17 protein-coding genes are annotated in these 21,250 nt (G+C 56.0%); 15 read left to right on the top strand and 2 right to left on the bottom strand.

The features are described from left to right. Window positions 1–19 precede the first annotated feature (19 nt). Both CPA59_RS15160 and CPA59_RS15155 read left to right on the top strand, forming a co-directional pair. Complete coding sequence (locus CPA59_RS15160; RefSeq protein WP_038919643.1) at window positions 20–676, top strand: sugar phosphatase; 657 nt, start codon at window positions 20–22, stop codon at window positions 674–676. A gap of 146 nt (window positions 677–822) precedes the next feature. Beyond that, window positions 823–2,658: an SLC13 family permease gene (locus CPA59_RS15155; protein ID WP_174213748.1), complete on the top strand. Its 1,836-nt coding sequence runs from the start codon at window positions 823–825 to the stop codon at window positions 2,656–2,658. Window positions 2,659–2,726: 68 nt separating this feature from the next. On the opposite strand, the gene yfbR is transcribed toward CPA59_RS15155, so the two are convergent. Beyond that, complete coding sequence (yfbR, locus tag CPA59_RS15150; protein WP_038667475.1) at window positions 2,727–3,326, bottom strand: 5'-deoxynucleotidase; 600 nt, start codon at window positions 3,324–3,326, stop codon at window positions 2,727–2,729. A gap of 146 nt (window positions 3,327–3,472) precedes the next feature. Continuing rightward, window positions 3,473–4,687: a pyridoxal phosphate-dependent aminotransferase gene (locus CPA59_RS15145; RefSeq protein WP_038667479.1), complete on the bottom strand. Its 1,215-nt coding sequence runs from the start codon at window positions 4,685–4,687 to the stop codon at window positions 3,473–3,475. 1,332 nt (window positions 4,688–6,019) lie between these two features. Between CPA59_RS15145 and lrhA the strand changes: the two genes are divergently transcribed. The 13 genes from lrhA (at window position 6,020) to nuoM (ending at window position 21,249) form a co-directional block, all read left to right on the top strand. Beyond that, window positions 6,020–6,970: a transcriptional regulator LrhA gene (gene lrhA / locus CPA59_RS15140; RefSeq protein WP_038919642.1), complete on the top strand. Its 951-nt coding sequence runs from the start codon at window positions 6,020–6,022 to the stop codon at window positions 6,968–6,970. Between the two features lie 637 nt (window positions 6,971–7,607). After that, entirely contained in the window at window positions 7,608–8,051 is a 444-nt protein-coding gene (locus tag CPA59_RS15135) for an NADH-quinone oxidoreductase subunit A (RefSeq protein WP_038667485.1), read from the top strand. 18 nt (window positions 8,052–8,069) lie between these two features. Continuing rightward, window positions 8,070–8,744 carry an NADH-quinone oxidoreductase subunit B family protein gene (locus tag CPA59_RS15130; RefSeq protein ID WP_012885398.1) on the top strand — a complete coding sequence of 225 codons (675 nt, stop codon included), beginning with the start codon at window positions 8,070–8,072 and terminating at the stop codon, window positions 8,742–8,744. 116 nt (window positions 8,745–8,860) lie between these two features. Then, on the top strand, window positions 8,861–10,660 hold the full coding sequence (gene nuoC, locus CPA59_RS15125) for an NADH-quinone oxidoreductase subunit C/D (protein WP_038667488.1): 1,800 nt from the start codon (window positions 8,861–8,863) through the stop codon (window positions 10,658–10,660). A 2-nt stretch (window positions 10,661–10,662) separates the two neighbouring features. Continuing rightward, window positions 10,663–11,193, top strand: a complete 531-nt coding sequence (nuoE, locus tag CPA59_RS15120) for an NADH-quinone oxidoreductase subunit NuoE (RefSeq protein ID WP_038667491.1) — start codon at window positions 10,663–10,665, stop codon at window positions 11,191–11,193. Next, on the top strand, window positions 11,190–12,539 hold the full coding sequence (gene nuoF, locus CPA59_RS15115; protein WP_013318705.1) for an NADH-quinone oxidoreductase subunit NuoF: 1,350 nt from the start codon (window positions 11,190–11,192) through the stop codon (window positions 12,537–12,539). Before nuoE ends, nuoF begins: the two co-directional genes overlap by 4 nt. A gap of 113 nt (window positions 12,540–12,652) precedes the next feature. After that, window positions 12,653–15,379 (top strand): NADH-quinone oxidoreductase subunit NuoG, encoded by a 2,727-nt coding sequence (gene nuoG, locus CPA59_RS15110; RefSeq protein ID WP_107760859.1) that lies wholly within the window; start codon window positions 12,653–12,655, stop codon window positions 15,377–15,379. Continuing rightward, window positions 15,376–16,350 carry an NADH-quinone oxidoreductase subunit NuoH gene (gene nuoH, locus CPA59_RS15105; protein ID WP_038667494.1) on the top strand — a complete coding sequence of 325 codons (975 nt, stop codon included), beginning with the start codon at window positions 15,376–15,378 and terminating at the stop codon, window positions 16,348–16,350. The genes nuoG and nuoH overlap by 4 nt, the downstream gene beginning before the upstream one ends. 16 nt (window positions 16,351–16,366) lie before the next feature. After that, a complete protein-coding gene (gene nuoI, locus CPA59_RS15100) occupies window positions 16,367–16,909 on the top strand; it encodes an NADH-quinone oxidoreductase subunit NuoI (protein ID WP_013318702.1) in 543 nt (180 codons plus the stop codon). A 10-nt stretch (window positions 16,910–16,919) separates the two neighbouring features. Continuing rightward, window positions 16,920–17,471 (top strand): NADH-quinone oxidoreductase subunit J, encoded by a 552-nt coding sequence (gene nuoJ / locus CPA59_RS15095; protein ID WP_038667497.1) that lies wholly within the window; start codon window positions 16,920–16,922, stop codon window positions 17,469–17,471. After that, on the top strand, window positions 17,468–17,770 hold the full coding sequence (gene nuoK / locus CPA59_RS15090; RefSeq protein ID WP_012769142.1) for an NADH-quinone oxidoreductase subunit NuoK: 303 nt from the start codon (window positions 17,468–17,470) through the stop codon (window positions 17,768–17,770). Before nuoJ ends, nuoK begins: the two co-directional genes overlap by 4 nt. Further along, window positions 17,767–19,617 carry an NADH-quinone oxidoreductase subunit L gene (gene nuoL / locus CPA59_RS15085; protein ID WP_107759918.1) on the top strand — a complete coding sequence of 617 codons (1,851 nt, stop codon included), beginning with the start codon at window positions 17,767–17,769 and terminating at the stop codon, window positions 19,615–19,617. Before nuoK ends, nuoL begins: the two co-directional genes overlap by 4 nt. Before the next feature lie 96 nt (window positions 19,618–19,713). After that, the gene (gene nuoM / locus CPA59_RS15080) at window positions 19,714–21,249 is read left to right on the top strand and encodes an NADH-quinone oxidoreductase subunit M (protein ID WP_038919639.1); all 1,536 of its coding nucleotides are present in this window, start codon (window positions 19,714–19,716) and stop codon (window positions 21,247–21,249) included. The last annotated feature ends 1 nt before the right edge of the window (window position 21,250 follow it).

Below are 21,250 nucleotides of genomic sequence, written 5' to 3'. Positions count from 1 at the left end.
AATAAAGAAGGGGCTTTCTGTGGAGTGTAAAGGTTTTCTGTTTGATCTTGACGGCACGCTGGTGGATTCACTGCCCGCGGTGGAACGGGCCTGGAGCAACTGGGCAAAAGATCATGATATCGACCCGCAGACGGTTCTGGATTTTATTCATGGCAAGCAGGCCATCACCTCGTTGCGTCATTTTCTGGCTGGCGCCAGTGAAGAGACGATTCAGCGCGAGTTTGTCGCGCTGGAGCAGGTGGAAGCGACCGATACCACCGGTATTGCGGCTATGCCGGGCGCTCAGGCGCTGTTGGTCAGGCTGGACGAGTTGAATATTCCGTGGGCGATCGTGACGTCGGGAACGGTGCCGATTGCGCATGCTCGCCATCGCGCCGCGGGGTTGTCTGCTCCGCGCGAGTTCATCACTGCGGAGCAGGTGGCGCATGGCAAACCGAATCCGGACGCGTATCTGCTGGGCGCGCAGCGGTTGGGGCTGGCTCCTGCCGAGTGCGTGGTGGTCGAGGATGCGCCGGCCGGCGTGCTGTCTGGTCTGGCTGCGGGGTGTAAGGTTGTCGCGGTGAATGCGCCGGCCGACACGCCGCGTCTGGACGAGGTGGATGCCGTATTACATTCCCTTGAGCAATTGCAGATTTCGCGTACAGCGGGTGGCTGGGTCAATATCACCCTGAAATGATGCCCCAAACCGGAGTAAACATGATCAAAACCCTGCTTTGTCAGGGTTTTTTTATGGCATGCTGATTTTCAGCGGTTTCTCCGGGGAATGCGTTTCCAGCTGGAATACCGCCTGATGAATAAGGACTGTTAACGTCAGGAGGAGGCATGTTGAGCAGTTCGCTGGTCTGGGTTGTCATGCTGTTATTGATTGCCATTGCGCTGTTTGCTACCGGCAAACTGCGCATGGATGTGATTGCTTTGCTGGTGATTGTGGCGTTCGTGCTAAGCGGCACGCTGACGCTACAGGAGGCGCTGATCGGTTTCAGCGATCCGAACGTATTCCTGATCGCTGCGCTGTTTGTGATCGGCGAAGGTCTGGTGCGAACCGGGGTGGCCTATCAGGTCGGCGACTGGTTGATGCGCGTGGCCGGGCAGAGTGAAACCCGCATGCTGATTCTGCTGATGTGCACCGTGGCGCTGCTGGGCGCCTTCATGAGTTCGACCGGCGTGGTGGCTATTTTTATTCCGGTAGTACTGAACGTCGCCGCGCGGATGAAAACCACCCCGGCCCGCCTGATGATGCCGCTGGCTTTCGCCGGGTTGATCAGCGGCATGATGACGCTGGTGGCGACCCCACCCAATATGGTGGTCAGCAGTGAGCTGATGCGTACCGGTATGGCCGGGTTCAGCTTTTTTAGCGTCACGCCTATTGGTGTGGTGGTGTTGTTGATCGGTATCGCGTATATGTTGGTGGCCCGTTTTTGGCTGACCACGACGGACAGCGATAACTTCAAGGAAGGGTGGAAACGTAAAACGTTTCGTGACCTGATCCGGGAATATCGACTGACCGGGCGGGCGCGCCGGCTGGCGATCCGCACCGGCTCACCGCTGATTGGTCAGCGCCTGGATGATTTGCAATTACGCCAGCGCTACGGCGCCAACGTGGTGGGGATTGAGCGCTGGCAAAAATTCCGGCGCATTATGGTCAGCGTCAGCGGCAATAGCGAATTGCGCTTGAATGATGTGCTGCTGATCGATATGTCGGCATCAGACGTGGATCTGCGTGAGTTCTGCGCCACCCAGCGCCTGGAACCGATGGTGCTGCGCGGCGAGTATTTCTCCGAACAGGCGCGGGATGTGGGCATGGCTGAAGTGTCGCTGATCCCGGATTCCGGACTGCTGGGCAAAACGTTGCAGGAGGCGTCGTTTCGCAGCCGCTATGGGTTGACGGTGGTGGGCATTCGTCGGGACGGCGAGGCGCTGGAAGGCACGCTGGCTGACGAAGCATTAAAGCTGGGGGATATTTTACTGGTGATTGGCGACTGGAAAAACATCCGCCTGCTGCACCAGCACAAGCACCACTTTATTGTGCTCAACCTGCCGGCGGAAGTGGATGAAGTGGCGCCAGCCAGTAATCAGGCGCCGCATGCGCTGTTTTGTCTGGCGCTGATGGTGGCGATGATGCTTACCGATGAAATCCCCAACGCTATCGCCGCGTTGATCGCCTGCCTGCTAATGGGGCAGTTTCGCTGCATCGACATGGAAAGCGCCTATCGCGCCGTGCACTGGCCGAGCCTGATCCTGATTGTGGGAATGATGCCGTTTGCTCTGGCGTTGCAGCAAACCGGCGGCGTGGCCTTGGCCGTCAAAGGGTTGATGGAAATTGGCGGCGATGCCGGTCCGCATATGATGTTGGTGTGCTTGTTCCTGCTGTGTGCGCTGACGGGCTTGTTTATTTCCAATACGGCGACGGCGGTGCTGATGGCGCCGATCGCCGTGGCGGCGGCGGAGCAGATGCAGGTTTCGCCGTATCCTTTCGCGATGATTATCGCTATTGCCGCTTCCGCTGCGTTTATGACGCCGGTTTCTTCGCCGGTGAATACGCTGGTGCTGGCGCCCGGCGGGTATCGTTTCAGTGATTTTGTTCGGGTTGGGGTGCCGTTCACGCTGTTGGTGATGGCGGTCAGCGTGGTGATGGTGCCGTGGCTGTACCCATTTTGAATGCAAATGTGTGTAAACAGCCTGACTGACCTGCTGTCAGGCTGTGCGCCGCGCTCATTGGTGGCTGACTAAAGCGGCGACTCCTGGCTGATTTCATCCAGCGACAGGCTGAAGCTTGGAATAAACACCGTCATGAAATAATCCATTTCCGGGCTCTGGCGCTGCTGGAGCGTCTTTTCCAGTCGGGCTTTGGCCAGCAAAAATTCGTTATTGCCGGCCGACAGTTCTTCCAGACACTTCAGGTACGCGCAAAGCGCATCCGCCTGTTTCACGATGGCGTGCTCTTCTTCGCTGATATGGGATTCATCAAGCAGCGGGCTGAAATCCTGCTGCAGTTCGGCAGGCAGCATCGCAATCAGGTTCTGGCGGGCAATCTTTTCAATCTTCTTGTATTCGTGGGCAATCTGAGCGTTGTAATACTTGATGGGGGTGGGCATGTCGCCGGTCAGCACTTCACTGGCGTCATGGTACATCGCCAGCAGGGCAATGCGACCAACATTGAGATTGCCATTGAATTTACGGTTTTTGATCACCGCGAGGGCATGAGCGACAAACGCTACCTGCAGGCTGTGCTCGGAGACATTTTCGGTCCGGACATTGCGCATCAGCGGCCAACGGCTAATCAGTTTCAGGCGGGACAAGTGGGCGAAGAAATGACTTTGAACCATAAGTGTCTCTCGGTGTACAGCATTAGGGGTTCATTGTGGCGGCTCCGGCATCAAGAAGCAAATCAGGCCGGGGGGAGCGGGAAAAGGCTCAGGCTGCAGGGGCGCAAACATGCCCGGCGCCAGTGCGGTGCCGGGCGTCATCCTGATTACTGGTGATAACCTTCCAGGAAACGGCCAAATTTGTTGATCGCCATTTCCAGTTCGTCAACACGCGGCAGGGTTACGATACGCAGGTGGTCTGGTTCCGGCCAGTTGAAGGCGGTGCCTTGTACCAGCAGCACCTTTTCCTGCAGCAGCAGGTCCAGTACCAGCTTCTGGTCGTCATGAATGTTGAAGCGTTTGGCGTCAATGCGGGGGAACATATACAGCGCTCCGCTCGGTTTGACACAGGATACGCCGGGAATCTGGTTGATCAGTTCCCAGGCGCGATTACGCTGCTCGTATAGACGTCCGCCAGGATGAATGAATTCGCTGATGCTTTGGTAACCGCCCAGCGCGGTCTGAATAGCATGCTGCATCGGCACGTTGGCGCACAGACGCATCGACGCCAGCATTTCCAGCCCTTCAATATAACCGCGAGCGTGCTTTTTCGGTCCGTTCAGCACCATCCAGCCCTGACGGAACCCGGCCACACGATAGGTTTTGGACAGACCGTTGAAGGTGACGGTTAACAGGTCAGGCGCCAGCGCGGCAATCGAATGGTGCTGAGCGTCATCGTAGAGGATCTTGTCGTAAATCTCGTCGGCGAAAATGATCAAGTTATGCTGGCGGGCAATCTCGACCACTTCCAGCAGCAGTTCTTTGCTGTACACCGCCCCGGTCGGGTTATTGGGGTTGATGATCACGATCCCGCGGGTACGAGGGGTGATTTTACTGCGAATGTCATCCAGATCCGGGAACCAGCCCGACTCTTCGTCACAGCGGTAATGCACCGCATGGCCGCTGGAAAGCGACACGGCCGCGGTCCACAGCGGGTAATCCGGCGCCGGCACCAGCATTTCGTCACCGGTATTCAGCAATGCCTGCATCGACTGGACGATCAGTTCGGAAACGCCGTTGCCGATATAGACGTCTTCCAGCGTCACGTCGCGCATATCGCGAGCCTGATAGTGCTGTACGATGGCCTTGCGGGCGGAATAGAGCCCTTTGGAATCGCAGTAGCCTTGCGCAGTCGGCAGATTGCGGATGACATCCACCAGAATTTCATCCGGCGCATCGAACCCGAAAGGCGCCGGGTTGCCGATGTTCAGTTTGAGTACCTTGTTGCCTTCTTCTTCCAGCCGTTTTGCTTCTTTTAATACCGGACCACGAATATCGTAACAAACGTTTTCCAGTTTTTTCGATTTTTCTATCGGTGACATTTAACAAACCTTTTACAGGATCCTATTCCTGATGAGTAATCGCCTAACCCGCCTAATGTACTCTTCCCGCCGTGTGTTTTGAAGAATCATTACCATGGCTGTGAAGCCGGTTCCAGATAACGCTCAGAGCCAGAGCGACAAATGACACCATTGTTAATGAAGTGTAATTGATCTGTGATGGCGCTTTGGGTTTTTGACCCGAGATTGAGAGCGGGATCTATAAAACAGCCTCTGGTGCCGGTAAATTATCCAGCCGGATCGCATGACGAAGCATTAATCATGTCCAGATGGTGGCCGCAAGGAATAATCTCGGCAGCAATTGAGGTATTTTTTATACCTGATTCAAACGCTGAAACCGGTATCATAAAATGATGGCTGCCGTGAGGGTTATAAAAAAACCATTTTTTAAATACGGTAATGGCAGAAGAGCAAGGAAATGTTTCTCTATGTGGAAATGAAGGGGGCGTATCTTATCCGAAAAAAATAAAACGCAGCCAACTCGCTGATAATAAAAAAATGGAGTTATTTAAACGAATAGTGAAGAAATCAGGGTAAGAATAAAAAAGACAGGGTATATCTCATTGCTCATAAGATAATTCTTTGACTGGAGAAAACCTCCTCGCGTAACTTCATGAAAATTTATGTTACATGTGACATTCTTGCGTGTTATTTAACAAATTTACAAAAATTTATTAATCTTTACATAAAAACTGAGTCAGATGGTGATAGTAACTCACTGTATTAATGGTATTTGCGTGCGAACGGCGCCAGGTTTGGTCTGAGAGCTACTTTTGGGGAAGTGAAAGGATAGTGAAGTGAATTCATCAGGTGGCTTGATGGTTTTTATGATTGAATTAAAACGGGATTTCAAATTGAATAGCGCGATTTAAGAGTTTGCTGATGTTTTAAACGTAATGTCTTTTTCAAGCAAACAGAGAATCAATGATGCACAAAGCATGCGTTAAAAGTGAAAAATAAGAGATGTCGTTTATTTGGGTGAGCGTGTGTCATAACGTAAGCGCAATCAAAATCTTATATCCCTTCATTGTAAATTGCCGGTGAAGTGAGACAGCTGGTTTTTTTTTGATTTTTATTTTATTATCTAAAATAAATAAAAGGGTTCTTTTTGAAAGTCTGATTACGTCATAAGATGCTTAAATAAGGAGGCTGAGGGAAGAGGCGATTCGGACAAAGGAATATACATGGCCTTTTGCCGTAACCGTTCGTCTGCGATACTGTCCGTCTTATATTGTGCGTCCGGCCCTTGCCGGGGCATCAACATCAACACCAGGTATGTTTGTTAAAAATTAAAATAGATAAGTGAAGAACCGTATGACAAATACAAGTCGCCCTGTCCTCAACCTTGATCTCGATCTGTTGAGAACGTTCGTCGCTGTTGCAGATTTGAACACGTTTGCAGCCGCCGCTGTGGCTGTGTGCAGAACACAGTCGGCAGTGAGCCAACAGATGCAGCGTCTGGAGCAGTTGATTGGTAAGGAGCTGTTTGCCCGCCACGGGCGAAACAAGCTGCTGACCGAGCATGGCATCCAGTTCCTTGGATATGCCAGAAAAATCCTGCAATTTAACGATGAGGCCTGCGCCTCTCTGATGTATAGCGATATTCAGGGCACCCTGACTATCGGCGCGTCTGATGACACGGCGGATACCATCCTGCCTTTCATCCTGCAGCGCGTGACTACCGTGTTCCCGAAACTGTCGATCGCCGTCAGTATCAAACGCAGCGCAGAAATGGCGGATATGCTGCAACAGGGGAAAATTGATCTGGTCATTACTACGAGCAACAGCGACGATTTGCCGCATGTGTTGCTACGCACGTCACCGACGTTATGGTATTGCTCGGCCGATTATCAGTACCAGCCGGGAGAGACTGTTTCGCTGGTGGTGCTGGATGAACCGAGCCCGTTCCGCGCGCTGGCGCTGGAGCAACTGACCGCCGCAGGTATTCCGTGGAAGATCTCTTACGTCGCCTCTACGTTGTCTGCGGTGCGTGCGGCGGTAAAAGCCGGTCTTGGGATTACCGTGCGTTCGGTAGAAATGATGAGTCCGGAACTGCGCGTGCTGGGTGAAGAGGAAGGCTTGCCGAAACTGCCTGATACTCGCTATTACCTGTGCAGGAATCCGGATCATGACAACGAGCTGACCAATGCCATTTTCAGCGCTATCGAGTCCGGTACCCGTTCGCATTTGCTGCCGGTCAGCACAGGAACGGAAAACGATACGCGGGAACCGCCGGCAGATGAATCATTAAAAGATATTACCTGAGTACAAACATAGCGGGGTGAAAGGCCCCGCTATGGCTTAGGCTTCCATCCTTCAGTCAGTCTTTGCCATGCTGGTTTTCTCACCACGGTTTGTCCGTTCACTTCTGTGCGTCCGTTTTGTCCCTCTTTGTCTAATGCGCTGTTTGTGTTCTTTTTTTATTAAAACTGCATTTCTATTTTTTTAAAGCCATGTTGACCGAATGAAAAGGTTAATGGTTGAGCAATTGACGCAATTTTTTTACTAACATAAATGAAAAAAGTGTGCCCTGGATCAAAAAATACCCCTATTAACACTATGGGGGAACAGGAATTCTTGCCGAAAATGTTATAGTCACCCTGCCAATAAGGGCTTTGTGTGGGTGGAATCGTTAACGTGAAGCGGTTGACTGACTCGATTTAGTCAACGTGTTACACACAAAATGTTAACGAAACTGCGTGCATGTAAAGTAATGTGCTGTTATTTTTAGTGGCGTTGAAAATAAGGTTACATAACAGGGAATCAGGCCTCATTAAACAGCCGCTTAACCTTATAAGTTGTGGTGTTTTTGTGGCGAAAAATCCTTCCTTTTAATCGATGTGGCGACGAACTGCCGACAAAAGAGCAGGTGTCTGATCACTTTTGATGAGTAAGCAAGAGTATGTCAACAACTACTGAAGTCCTCGCCCATCACTGGGCTTTTGCGCTATTCGTTATCGTTGCTGTAGGTCTCTGCGGCTTTATGCTGCTCGGCGGCTTCCTGTTGGGAGGCAGAGCCCGGGCCAGACACAAAAACATTCCTTATGAATCAGGTATCGATTCCGTTGGCTCCGCGCGGTTGCGCCTCTCCGCCAAGTTTTATCTGGTCGCCATGTTTTTCGTTATTTTCGACGTTGAAGCCCTCTATCTCTACGCCTGGTCCGTATCTATCCGGGAAAGCGGCTGGATAGGCTTCGTCGAGGCCACAATTTTCATTTTGGTGTTGTTGGCTGGTTTGATCTATCTGGTGCGTATCGGCGCGTTGGACTGGACGCCGTCGCGTTCCAAAAGACAAGTCGTGAAATCCAATGTCGTGACTCAGACCACCAACACTCATCAGCAGTAATAGCGAGGCATTTAGAAGATGGATTATACGCTCACCCGCATTGACCCGGACGGTGAGAACGACCGTTACCCCCTCCAGAAGCAAGAGATTGTCAGCGATCCGCTTGAACAGCATGTCAATCGCAGCGTTTTCATGGGCAACCTCGAACAGTCGCTGCACAGCATGGTCAACTGGGGGCGCAGCAATTCCCTGTGGCCTTACAACTTCGGTCTTTCCTGCTGCTACGTGGAAATGGCGACGTCGTTTACTTCGGTGCATGACGTTGCGCGTTTTGGTTCTGAAGTTATCCGCGCCTCACCACGTCAGGCGGATTTCATGGTTGTGGCCGGTACGCCGTTTTTGAAAATGGCGCCGGTCATTCAGCGTTTGTACGACCAGATGCTGGCGCCAAAATGGGTAATTTCCATGGGGGCCTGTGCGAATTCCGGCGGTATGTACGATATTTATTCCGTGGTGCAAGGCGTGGACAAGTTCCTGCCGGTTGATGTGTACATCCCGGGATGCCCGCCGCGTCCGGAAGCCTACATGCAGGCGCTGTTGCTGCTGAAAGAGTCCATCGGTAAGGAGCGCCGCCCTCTGTCATGGGTGGTAGGCGATCAGGGGGTTTACCGCGCCAATATGCAATCCGAGCGCGAACGTAAACGGGGAGAGCGCATTGCGGTAACCAATCTGCGTTCTCCTGATGAGATTTGACCCTGTGAGTGAAGGCTGTAGTGGCTACGTAAGATCACGATAAATTCATATCACGATAAATCGTGTGTAGCCATTATCAGTCACAGAAATAGCACGTTTACTGTGGTGACATATTTATGACAGATTTAACGACGCACGATGTCGCTCTGCCTGCGTGGCAAACCCGTGATCATCTGGATGATCCGGTCGTCAGCGAGCTGTGTAACCGTTTTGGACCGGAAGCATTTACCGTTCAGGCAACCCGCACTGGCCTGCCGGTGGTTTGGGTGAAACGTGAGCAGTTGCTGGACGTAGTGGCTTTTCTGAAAAAACAGCCCAAACCTTATGTGATGCTGCTTGACCTGCATGGCGTGGATGAGCGTCTGCGTACCCATCGCCAGGGCCTGCCGGACGCCGACTTCACCGTTTTCTATCACCTGATTTCGATTGAGCGCAACCGCGATATCATGCTGAAGGTGGCACTGTCGGAAAACGATCTGAACATGCCGACCCTGATCAAACTGTTCCCCAACGCTAACTGGTACGAACGCGAAGTGTGGGACATGTTTGGCATTACCTTCAAAGGGCACCCACACCTGACGCGCATCATGATGCCGCAGACCTGGCAGGGGCATCCGTTGCGTAAGGATTTCCCGGCGCGCGCCACCGAGTTCGATCCCTTCGTGCTGACCAAACAGCGTGAAGACATGGAGATGGAATCCCTGACTTTCAAACCGGAAGAGTGGGGGATGAAGCGCGGTACCGACAACGAAGACTTCATGTTCCTGAACCTGGGGCCGAACCACCCGTCCGCGCATGGTGCTTTCCGTATCATTCTGCAGCTTAACGGCGAAGAGATCGTCGACTGTATTCCGGATATCGGCTATCACCACCGCGGCGCGGAAAAAATGGGTGAACGCCAGTCCTGGCATAGCTATATCCCTTACACCGACCGTATCGAATACCTCGGCGGCTGCGTGAACGAAATGCCGTATGTACTGGCGGTGGAAAAGCTGGCCGGTATCGAGGTGCCTGAGCGCGTGAACGTTATCCGCGTCATGCTGTCCGAACTGTTCCGCATCAATAGCCACCTGCTGTACATCAGTACCTTTATTCAGGACGTCGGCGCGATGACGCCGGTGTTCTTTGCGTTTACCGATCGTCAGAAAATTTACGATCTGGTGGAAGCGATTACCGGCTACCGCATGCATCCGGCCTGGTTCCGTATCGGCGGCGTGGCGCACGATCTGCCGCGCGGCTGGGAACGTTTGCTGCGTGAATTCCTCGACTGGATGCCGGCGCGTCTGGATACCTACATCAAGGCGGCGTTGCAAAACAGCATCCTGAAAGGGCGTTCACAAGGCGTAGCCGCCTATAACGCCAAAGAAGCGCTGGAGTGGGGCGTAACCGGCGCCGGTCTGCGCGCTACCGGCATCGCATTCGACGTGCGTAAATCACGGCCTTATTCCGGTTATGAAAACTTCGACTTTGAAGTACCGGTAGGCGACGGCATCAGCGACTGCTACAGCCGCGTGATGCTGAAAGTGGAAGAGCTGCGTCAGAGTCTGCGTATTCTGGAACAATGCCTGAAAAATATGCCGGAAGGTCCGTTCAAGGCCGACCATCCGCTGACCACGCCGCCGCCGAAAGAGCGTACGCTGCAACACATTGAAACGCTGATTAACCACTTCCTGCAGGTTTCCTGGGGGCCGGTGATGCCTGCTAACGAGTCATTCCAGATGATCGAGGCCACCAAAGGGGTTAACAGTTACTACCTGACCAGTGACGGCAGCACCATGAGCTACCGCACCCGTATCCGCACGCCGAGTTTCCCGCATTTGCAACAGATTCCGTCGGTGATTCGCGGTTGTCTGGTATCCGACCTGATCGTATACCTCGGTAGTATTGATTTTGTCATGTCAGATGTGGACCGCTAATTATGCACGAACATAACAACACTCAGGATTCGATCGATGCTCCGGCGCAGGCCGCCAGCGATGTTTTTGTGTTAAGTGACACAGAGCGCGACGCTATCGAGCATGAAAAACACCACTACGAAGATGCGCGCGCCGCGTCTATTGAAGCGCTGAAGATTGTGCAGAAACACCGTGGCTGGGTGCCGGATGGCGCGATTGACGCCATTGCCGAGGTTCTCGGTATTCCTGCCAGCGACGTGGAAGGCGTGGCGACGTTCTACAGCCAGATTTTCCGTCAGCCGGTCGGGCGCCATGTAATCCGTTACTGCGACAGTGTGGTGTGTCATATCACCGGTTATCAGGGGATCCAGGCGGCGCTGGAAAGAAAGCTGAATATCAAGCCCGGCCAGACTACATTTGACGGCCGCTTTACGCTGCTGCCGACCTGCTGTCTGGGAAACTGCGACAAGGGTCCGACCATGATGATCGACGAGGACACCCACAGTCAGCTGAAGCCTGAAGATATCGATTCGTTACTGGAGCAGTATCAATGAGTAAAAACATTGTTCTGACGGCTGAACAGCATCCCCTGACCTGGCGTCTGCGCGCAGACAAACAGCCGGTGTGGCTGGACGAATACCGCAGCAAGAACGGTTATGCAGGAGCCCAAAAGGCGCTGACCGGCATGGCGCAGGATGAGGTGGTGACTCTGGTCAAGGATGCCGGCCTGCGTGGTCGCGGCGGCGCGGGTTTCTCCACGGGTCTCAAGTGGAGCCTGATGCCGAAAGATGAAAGCATGAATATCCGCTATCTGCTGTGTAACGCGGATGAGATGGAGCCGGGCACTTACAAAGACCGCCTGCTGATGGAGCAGATGCCGCATCTACTGGTGGAAGGTATGCTGATCGGCGCTTATGCGCTGAAAGCCTATCGCGGCTATATCTTCCTGCGCGGCGAATACGTTGAAGCGGCGGCTAATTTGCGTCGTGCTATCGCTGAAGCGACAGAAGCAGGGCTGCTTGGCAAAAACATTATGGGCACCGGCTTTAATTTCGAGCTGTTTGTGCACACCGGCGCCGGTCGCTACATCTGTGGTGAAGAAACGGCGCTGATCAACTCGCTGGAAGGCCGTCGCGCCAACCCGCGCTCTAAACCGCCGTTCCCGGCTTCCGCCGGCGCATGGGGCAAACCCACTTGCGTAAACAACGTGGAAACGCTGTGCAACGTGCCGGCCATCATCGAGCATGGTGTGGAATGGTATCAGGGGCTGTCTGCCGGTAAGAGTAAAGACGCCGGCACCAAGCTGATGGGCTTCTCCGGTCGGGTGAAAAACCCGGGCCTGTGGGAGTTGCCGTTTGGTACCACCGCCCGCGAGATTCTGGAAGATTACGCCGGCGGTATGCGTGATGGTTTGACGCTGAAAGCCTGGCAGCCCGGCGGCGCCGGTACCGACTTCCTGACCGATGCGCATCTGGATCTGCCGATGGATTTCGAAAATATCGGCAAGGCCGGCAGCCGTCTGGGTACGGCGCTGGCGATGGCGGTCGACAATGAAATCAACATGGTATCGCTGACGCGCAATCTGGAAGAGTTCTTCGCCCGTGAGTCTTGCGGCTGGTGTACGCCGTGCCGCGACGGCCTGCCGTGGAGCGTCAAGATTCTGCGCGCACTGGAGCGTGGGGAAGGGCAGCCGGGCGACATTGAAACGCTGGAGCAGCTGTGCCGCTTCCTGGGGCCGGGCAACACCTTCTGCGCTCACGCGCCGGGGGCGGTCGAACCGCTGCAGAGCGCCATTAAATATTTCCGGGACGAATTCGAGGCAGGCATCGCCAGACAGGTTGTCAGTAACGCCAAACCGATTGGCGGCATTCAGCCCAACCTGCTGAAACAGCGCTGGTAATCGCGCAATCCGGCGTGTTGAGCATCACGCCGGGATTAAACGCCGATTCATCCCGCAGACAGAATTTTTGATTAGTGCCCGCCGAGGCGGGCTGTTATGGAAGCATGCTGACTATGGCAACGATTCATGTAGACGGCAAAGAATATGAAGTGGACGGAGCGGATAACCTGCTGCAGGCTTGTCTGTCTCTGGGACTTGATATCCCCTACTTTTGCTGGCACCCGGCGCTGGGGAGCGTCGGTGCTTGTCGCCTGTGTGCGGTCAAGCAGTACCAGAACGCGGAAGATACCCGTGGTCGTCTGGTGATGTCCTGTATGACGCCGGCGTCGAATGGCACCTTTATCGCCATTGACGATGATGAGGCGAAGCAGTTCCGCAAGACGATTGTGGAATTTCTGATGACCAACCATCCGCACGACTGTCCGGTTTGTGAGGAAGGGGGCAACTGTCATCTGCAGGACATGACCGTAATGACGGGCCACAATTTCCGTCGTTACCGTTTCACCAAACGTACACACCATAATCAGGATCTCGGCCCGTTCATCTCCCACGAAATGAACCGCTGTATCGCCTGTTACCGTTGCGTGCGTTATTACAAGGATTACGCCGACGGCAAAGACCTGGGCGTTTACGGCGCGCATGACAACGTCTATTTCGGTCGTCCGGAAGACGGTGTGCTGGAAAGCGAATTTTCCGGCAACCTGGTGGAAGTCTGTCCGACCGGGGTCTTCACCGACAAAACCCATTCCGAGCGTTATAACCGCAAATGGGACATGCAGTTCGCGCCCAGCATTTGCCAGCAGTGCAGCGTGGGTTGCAACACCAGCCCGGGCGAGCGTTATGGCGAATTGCGCCGTATCGAAAACCGCTATAACGGCAGCGTGAACCACTATTTCCTGTGCGACCGCGGCCGTTTTGGTTACGGCTACGTCAACCTGAAAGATCGTCCGCGTCAGCCGCTGCAACGCCGCGGTGATGACTGGATCGCGCTGAACGCCGAGCAGGCGCTGCAGGGCGCCGCCGATGTGCTGCGTCAGGCGAAGAAGGTGATCGGTATTGGTTCGCCGCGCGCCAGCGTGGAAAGCAACTTCGCGTTGCGCGAACTGGTCGGCGCCGGCAACTTCTACACTGGCGTCTCTCAGGCGGAACAACATCGCCTGCAGCTGATGCTGAAAGTGCTGAAAGAGAGCGGGGTGCATACGCCGTCTCTGCGTGAAATCGAAGGCTACGACGCCGTGCTGGTGTTGGGCGAAGATCTGACCCAGACCGGCGCGCGCATTGCGCTGGCGGTGCGTCAGGCGGTGAAAGGTAAAGCCCGTGAAATGGCGGCGGCTCAGAAAGTGGCCGACTGGCAGATTGCGGCGATCCTGAACATCGGTCAGCACGCCAAACACCCGCTGTTCGTCACCAACGTCGACAGCACCCGTCTGGACGATATCGCCGCCTGGAGTTATCGCGCGCCGGTGGCTGAGCAGGCCCGACTCGGTTTTGCGATTGCCCACGCGCTCGACAATGCCGCGCCGGCGGTCAGCGATCTGCCGGCCGATCTCAGCCAGAAAGTGGACGTGATTGTTCAGGCGCTGGCTGGCGCGCGTAAGCCGCTGATTATCTCCGGCACCAACGCAGGCAGCGACGATGTGATCGCCGCCGCCGCCAACGTCGCCAAGGCGCTGAAAGGCCGTGGCTCCGATGTCGGCATTACCTTTGTGGCTGCCTCCGCCAACAGCATGGGCGTAACCATGATGGGCGGCGGTTCGCTGGATGAAGCGCTGTCGCAGCTGGAAACCGGCGAAGCCGACAGCGTGGTGGTGCTGGAAAACGACCTGTATCGTCATGCGCCGGCCGCCCGTGTGGATGCCGCGCTGGCGAAAGCCGCCAACCTGATTGTGCTGGATCATCAACGCACCGCGATCATGGACAAGGCTGGGCTGGTGCTGTCCTCCGCCAGCTTTGCGGAAAGCGACGGTACGCTCGTCAACCAGGAAGGCCGCGCCCAGCGTTTCTTCCAGGTCTATGACCCGACCTACTACGACAGCAAGGTGGTGATGCTGGAAAGCTGGCGCTGGCTGCATTCCCTGTACATCACCTACAACAGCCGTCAGGTGGACTGGACGCAGTTGGACCACGTGATTGACGCTTGCGTTAATGCGTTGCCGCAGTTGGCCGCGATCAAAGGCGCCGCGCCGGATGCCTCCTTCCGCGTCAAGGGCCAGAAACTGGCGCGTGAACCGCATCGTTACAGCGGTCGTACCGCCATGCGCGCCAACATCAGCGTGCATGAGCCGCGTCAGCCGCAGGATAAGGACACCATGTTCACCTTCTCAATGGAAGGGAACAACAGTCCGCTGGCCGAGCGTCAGCAGGTGCCGTTTGCCTGGGCGCCGGGCTGGAACTCGCCGCAGGCGTGGAACAAATTCCAGGATGAAGTGGGCGGACATCTGCGCCACGGCGATCCGGGCGTGCGCCTGATCGAAGCCGGCGACGCTTCGCTGGCGTATTTCAGCCAGATTCCTGCGCCGTTTGCCCCGCAACAAGGGCAGTGGCAGGTTGCGCCTTACTACAACCTGTTCGGCAGTGACGAGCTGTCGCAGCGCTCCGGCGTTATCCAGCAGCGTATGCCGCAGGCTTGCGCGGTAGTGAATCAGGCCGATGCCGCATTGCTGGGCGTCAATGCCGGCGCGTTGCTGGACATCACCTGTGGTGGTCAGACGCTGCGTCTGCCGGTGCGTCTGAGCACTGAGCTGCGTCAGGGCCAGGTTGGTTTGCCGCTGGGCTTCCCGGGGATTGCTCCGGTGCTGGCGGGCGCGACCGTTGAAATGCTGCGGGAGGCTGCGCAATGAGTTGGTTGACTCCGGAAGTACTGGACATTCTGGCCACCGTCGGCAAAGCGATCGTGATTCTGCTGGTCGTGGTGAGCTGCGGCGCGCTCATGAGTATGGGGGAGCGCCGTCTGCTGGCGCTGTTCCAGGGGCGTTACGGGCCTAACCGCGTGGGCTGGGGCGGTTCGCTGCAACTGGTGGCGGACATGCTCAAGATGTTCTTCAAGGAAGACTGGACGCCGCCGTTTGCCGACAAGGTGATTTTCACCCTGGCGCCGGTGATTGCCTTTACTTCGCTGTTGCTGTCGTTCGCCATCGTACCGGTCAGCCCGACCTGGCAGGTGGCCGATCTGAACATTGGGGTGCTGTTCTTCCTGATGATGGCGGGGTTGGCGGTTTATGCCGTGCTGTTCGCCGGCTGGTCCAGTAACAACAAATACTCGCTGCTGGGCGCGGTGCGCGCCTCTGCGCAAACGCTGAGTTATGAAGTGTTCCTTGGGTTGTCCCTGATGGGCGTGGTGGCGCAGGCCGGCTCGTTCAACATGGCCGATATCGTCAATGCGCAGTCCACGGTGTGGAACGTGGTCCCGCAGTTCTTTGGCTTTATTACCTTTGCGATCGCTGGCGTAGCGGTATGTCACCGTCATCCGTTCGACCAGCCGGAAGCCGAGCAGGAACTGGCGGATGGCTACCATATCGAATATGCCGGGATGAAGTTCGGTCTGTTCTTCGTTGGCGAATACATCGGTATCGTAACGGTTTCCGCGTTGATCGTGACCCTGTTCTTCGGTGGCTGGCACGGACCTTTCCTGCCGCCGTTCGTCTGGTTTGCGTTGAAGACGGCGTTTTTCATGATGATGTTCATCCTGATTCGCGCTTCGTTGCCACGTCCGCGTTATGACCAGGTAATGGCATTCGGCTGGCGGGTGTGTCTGCCGCTGACGCTGCTGAACCTGCTGGCGACCGCCGCAGTCATTCTGTACAACGCTTGATAGGGGTGAATAAACCATGACACTGAAAGAACTTTTGATTGGTTTCGGCACCCAGGTACGCAGTATCTGCATGGTGGGTTCCAACGCGTTTAAAAAGCGTGAAACCAAAATGTATCCGGAAGAGCCGGTGAATCCGCCGCCGCGTTTTCGCGGCCGCATTGTGCTGACCCGCGATCCGGACGGACAGGAGCGTTGTGTAGCCTGCAACCTGTGCGCCGTGGCTTGCCCGGTAGGGTGTATCTCCCTGCAGAAGGCGGAAATGAAGGATGGCCGCTGGTATCCGGAGTTTTTCCGCATCAACTTCTCCCGCTGCATTTTCTGCGGCATGTGCGAGGAGGCCTGCCCGACCACGGCTATTCAGCTGACTCCCGATTTCGAAATGGGTGAGTTCAAGCGTCAGGATCTGGTGTACGAAAAAGACGATCTGCTGATCTCGGGGCCGGGTAAATATCCGGAATACAACTTCTACCGGATGGCCGGTATGGCTGTTGATGGGAAAGAGAAGGGCGAAGCCGAAAACGAAGCCAAACCCATTGACGTTAAAGGCCTGCTGCCCTAAGGAGCCAAGCATGGAATTCGCTTTTTATGCGACTGCGATTATTGCGGTACTGGCAACATTGCGTGTCATTACCCATACCAATCCAGTACATGCATTACTTTATCTGATTGTTTCGTTACTGGCGGTGGCCGGTGTGTTCTTCTCGCTGGGGGCGTATTTCGCCGGGGCGCTGGAGATAATCGTTTACGCCGGCGCCATCATGGTGTTGTTCGTCTTCGTGGTGATGATGCTGAACCTCGGCAACTCGGTGGATGAGCAGGAAAAACTGTGGCTGAAACCCAGCGTATGGATAGGGCCGGGCGTGCTGTCCCTGATTCTGCTGGCGGTTATCGTCAAAGGGATTCTTAGCGTCACCGGTCAGAACATCGCGGGCAATATCGTGGATGCCAAAGCGGTCGGCATCAGCCTGTTCGGGCCGTATGTGCTGGCGGTGGAGCTGGCGTCGATGCTGCTGCTGGCGGGTCTGGTGGTGGCTTTCCACATCGGCCGTGAAGACAAGCGCGGAGAGCTGATTGCCAAAGATCAGGATGCCGACAAGAAAATAACGGAGGAACGCGCATGATTCCGCTACAACATGGCTTGCTGCTGGCGGCCATCCTCTTCGTGCTGGGGCTGACCGGGCTGGTGATTCGCCGCAATCTTCTGTTCATGCTGATCTGCCTGGAAATCATGATTAACGCTGCGGCGTTGGCTTTCGTGGTCGCCGGCAGCTATTGGGGGCAACCGGATGGTCAGGTGATGTATATCCTGGCTATTACGCTGGCCGCGGCGGAAGCCAGTATTGGCCTGGCGCTGCTGCTGCAGCTGTATCGTCGCCGTCAGACCCTGAATATTGATACTGTCAGTGAGATGCGCGGATGAACTTACTCTACTTAACAATTCTGTTTCCGCTGATCGGATTCCTGTTGCTGGCCTTCTCTCGCGGGCGCTGGTCGGAAAATGTTTCCGCCACCGTCGGGGTGGGGTCTATTGGGTTGGCTGCGCTGGTGACTGGCGGAGCCGTGGTGGATTTCCTCAGCCAGCAACAGCCTGGTGGGGTGACCTTCTTCAGCCAGCATCTGTGGAGCTGGATGACGGTCGGCAAGTTCGACATCGGCGTCACGCTGGCGCTGGACGGGCTGTCGCTGACCATGTTGTCGGTCGTGACCGGCGTGGGCTTCCTCATCCACCTGTTCGCCTCCTGGTACATGCGCGGTGAAGAGGGTTATTCCCGCTTCTTCGCCTACACCAACCTGTTTATCGCCAGCATGGTGGTGTTGGTGTTGGCGGACAACCTGCTGCTGATGTACCTCGGTTGGGAAGGGGTGGGGCTGTGCAGTTACCTGCTGATCGGTTTCTACTACACCAACCCGAACAACGGCGCCGCGGCGATGAAAGCGTTCATCGTGACCCGCGTGGGCGACGTGTTCCTGGCGTTCGCGCTGTTTATCCTGTACCGCGAGTTGGGGACGCTGAACTTCCGCGATCTGATGGTACTGGCGCCGCAGCATCTGGCCGAAGGTTCTCCGGCGATCACCTGGGCGACGCTGATGCTGTTGGGTGGCGCGGTCGGTAAATCGGCGCAGCTGCCGTTGCAGACCTGGCTGGCGGATGCGATGGCCGGTCCGACGCCGGTTTCCGCGTTGATCCACGCCGCGACCATGGTGACCGCGGGCGTGTATCTGATCGCCCGTACCCACGGCTTGTTCCTGCTGGCGCCGGACGTGCTGAATCTGGTCGCCAATGTGGGCGCCGTCACGCTGTTGCTGGCCGGTTTCGCCGCGCTGGTGCAAACCGATATCAAACGCGTGCTGGCCTACTCGACGATGAGTCAGATTGGTTACATGTTCCTGGCGCTTGGCGTACAGGCGTGGGACGCCGCTATTTTCCACCTGATGACCCATGCGTTCTTCAAGGCGCTGCTGTTCCTGTCGTCCGGTTCGGTGATCCTGGCCTGCCATCACGAGCAGAACATCTTCAAGATGGGCGGTCTGCGTAAAACCATTCCGCTGGTGTATGCCTGCTTCCTGGTGGGCGGCGCGGCGCTGGCGGCGTTGCCGATGGTCACCGCCGGCTTCTTCAGTAAGGATGAAATTCTGGCAGGCGCCTGGGCTAACGGTCACATTAATCTGGTGATTGCCGGTCTGGTGGGGGCGTTCATGACGTCGCTGTACACCTTCCGGATGATTTTTATCGTGTTCCACGGTGAAGCAAAAACCAAGGCCCACGCAGGCAAGGGGATTTCCCATCACCTGCCGTTGCTGGTACTGCTGGTGCTGTCCACCTTTGTCGGCGCTCAGATTGCACTGCCGCTGCACGGCGTACTGCCGGCCACGACCGAGCTTGAGCACGGTCAGGTCATGACGCTGGAAATCGCCTCCGGCGTGGTGGCGATTGCCGGTATTCTGCTGGCGGCCGCGCTGTGGCTGGGCAAACGTCAGTTGGTGACGAGCATCGCCAACAGCGCGCCGGGCCGTTTCTTCTCGACATGGTGGTTCCATGCCTGGGGATTCGACTGGCTGTATGACAAGGTCTTCGTCAAACCGTATCTGGCTATTGCGACGTTGCTGCAGCGTGACCCGCTCAATGCGCTGATGAACATTCCGGCCATCCTGACCCGCTGGGGCAACCGTGCGCTGATCGTCAGCGAAAACGGGCAGGTGCGCTGGTATGTCGCCTCAATGGGGGTCGGCGCCGTGGTGGTGCTGGCGCTGCTGTTGCTGGTCTAAGCGATGCGGTAATGCAGAGGGGCGGGGCGCTCGCTGATGAGTGGCCCCGCAGGCAGCAAGTTTTTCGTTTTCTTTAATTTAGGGACACAAAACGCCATGCTACTACCTTGGCTGATTCTTATCCCCTTTATCGGCGGCCTGCTGTGCTGGCAGCTCGAGCGTTTTGGCACTCGCGTGCCGCGCTGGATCGCGCTGATCTCCATGGGGCTGACACTGGCGCTGTCACTGCAGTTGTGGCTGCAGGGCGGCTTTTCGCTGGCGACACCGACGGGCCTGCCGCAATGGCAGTCGGAGTTCGTGCTGAACTGGATACCGCGCTTTGGTATCTCGATTCACCTGGCGCTTGACGGACTGTCATTGCTGATGGTCGTGCTGACCGGCCTGCTGGGCGTGCTGGCGATCCTCTGTTCCTGGCGTGAGATTCAACGCTATCAGGGCTTCTTCCATCTCAACCTGCTGTGGATTCTCGGCGGTGTGATTGGCGTCTTCCTGTCCATCGACATGTTCCTGTTCTTCTTCTTCTGGGAAATGATGCTGGTGCCGATGTACTTCCTGATCGCTCTGTGGGGACACAAAGGCTCTGATGGCAAGACCCGTATCGCGGCGGCGACCAAGTTCTTTATCTATACGCAGGCCAGCGGTCTGGTGATGCTGATCGCCATTCTGGCGCTGGTGTTTGTACACCATAATGCCACCGGCGAATGGACCTTCGATTATTCCCGTCTGTTGAAAACGCCGATGTCCTACGGTCTGGAATATGCGTTGATGCTGGGCTTCTTTATCGCCTTCGCGGTGAAAATGCCGCTGGTGCCGCTGCATGGCTGGTTGCCGGATGCGCACAGTCAGGCGCCGACCGCCGGTTCGGTCGACCTGGCGGGGATTCTGCTGAAAACCGCCGCCTACGGTCTGTTGCGTTTCAGCCTGCCGCTGTTCCCGAACGCTTCTCACGATTTTGCGCCGATCGCCATGTGGCTGGGTGTCATCGGCATCTTCTACGGCGCCTGGATGGCGTTCAAACAGACCGACATCAAACGTCTTATCGCTTACACCTCGGTGTCGCACATGGGCTTTGTGATGATTGCCATCTATTCCGGCAGTCAACTGGCCTATCAGGGCGCGGTGGTGCAGATGATTGCCCACGGCCTGTCGGCCGCCGGTATGTTCATCATTTGCGGTCAGCTGTATGAACGCCTTCACACTCGCGATTTGCGTCAGATGGGCGGTTTGTGGGGGCGTATTCGCTACTTGCCTGCGCTGTCGCTGTTTTTCGCGGTAGCCACGCTCGGGATGCCGGGTACCGGTAACTTTGTCGGCGAATTCATGATTCTGTTCGGCAGCTACCCGGTGGTGCCGGTGATTACGGTGATTTCCACTTTCGGTCTGGTGTTTGCTTCCGTTTATTCGCTGGTGATGATGCAGCGCGCTTTCTACGGCGCCGCTAAATCGGACACGCCTTTGCAGGCAATGAGCGCGCGCGAACTGTCGCTTATTCTGCTGCTGGTGGTGTTGCTGGTGCTGCTGGGCGTTTATCCGCAGCCGATCCTGGATACGTCCAGCGCGGCGATGGCCAATATCCAGCAATGGTTTACGTCATCGGTTCAGGGTTCAACAATTTCAACGACAGGGCTGTAAT

The organism is Dickeya sp. Secpp 1600, assembly GCF_003049805.1.
GTDB lineage: Bacteria > Pseudomonadota > Gammaproteobacteria > Enterobacterales > Enterobacteriaceae > Dickeya > Dickeya fangzhongdai.
The sequence above is the reverse complement of the archived record's forward strand: the minus strand, read 5'-3'. Positions and strand labels throughout refer to the sequence as shown.

Bases quoted from the DNA above. Each gene is read 5' to 3' on its own strand.
- CPA59_RS15130 (WP_012885398.1), top strand. From the start codon at position 8,070: ATGGATTATACGCTCACCCGCATTGACCCGGACGGTGAGAACGACCGT.
- nuoH (WP_038667494.1), top strand. From the start codon at position 15,376: ATGAGTTGGTTGACTCCGGAAGTACTGGACATTCTGGCCACCGTCGGC.
- nuoK (WP_012769142.1), top strand. From the start codon at position 17,468: ATGATTCCGCTACAACATGGCTTGCTGCTGGCGGCCATCCTCTTCGTG.
- nuoI (WP_013318702.1), top strand. From the start codon at position 16,367: ATGACACTGAAAGAACTTTTGATTGGTTTCGGCACCCAGGTACGCAGT.
- nuoE (WP_038667491.1), top strand. From the start codon at position 10,663: ATGCACGAACATAACAACACTCAGGATTCGATCGATGCTCCGGCGCAG.
- nuoF (WP_013318705.1), top strand. From the start codon at position 11,190: ATGAGTAAAAACATTGTTCTGACGGCTGAACAGCATCCCCTGACCTGG.
- nuoL (WP_107759918.1), top strand. From the start codon at position 17,767: ATGAACTTACTCTACTTAACAATTCTGTTTCCGCTGATCGGATTCCTG.
- CPA59_RS15155 (WP_174213748.1), top strand. From the start codon at position 823: ATGTTGAGCAGTTCGCTGGTCTGGGTTGTCATGCTGTTATTGATTGCC.
- yfbR (WP_038667475.1), bottom strand. From the start codon at position 3,326: ATGGTTCAAAGTCATTTCTTCGCCCACTTGTCCCGCCTGAAACTGATT.
- nuoG (WP_107760859.1), top strand. From the start codon at position 12,653: ATGGCAACGATTCATGTAGACGGCAAAGAATATGAAGTGGACGGAGCG.
- CPA59_RS15145 (WP_038667479.1), bottom strand. From the start codon at position 4,687: ATGTCACCGATAGAAAAATCGAAAAAACTGGAAAACGTTTGTTACGAT.
- nuoJ (WP_038667497.1), top strand. From the start codon at position 16,920: ATGGAATTCGCTTTTTATGCGACTGCGATTATTGCGGTACTGGCAACA.
- nuoC (WP_038667488.1), top strand. From the start codon at position 8,861: ATGACAGATTTAACGACGCACGATGTCGCTCTGCCTGCGTGGCAAACC.
- nuoM (WP_038919639.1), top strand. From the start codon at position 19,714: ATGCTACTACCTTGGCTGATTCTTATCCCCTTTATCGGCGGCCTGCTG.
- lrhA (WP_038919642.1), top strand. From the start codon at position 6,020: ATGACAAATACAAGTCGCCCTGTCCTCAACCTTGATCTCGATCTGTTG.
- CPA59_RS15135 (WP_038667485.1), top strand. From the start codon at position 7,608: ATGTCAACAACTACTGAAGTCCTCGCCCATCACTGGGCTTTTGCGCTA.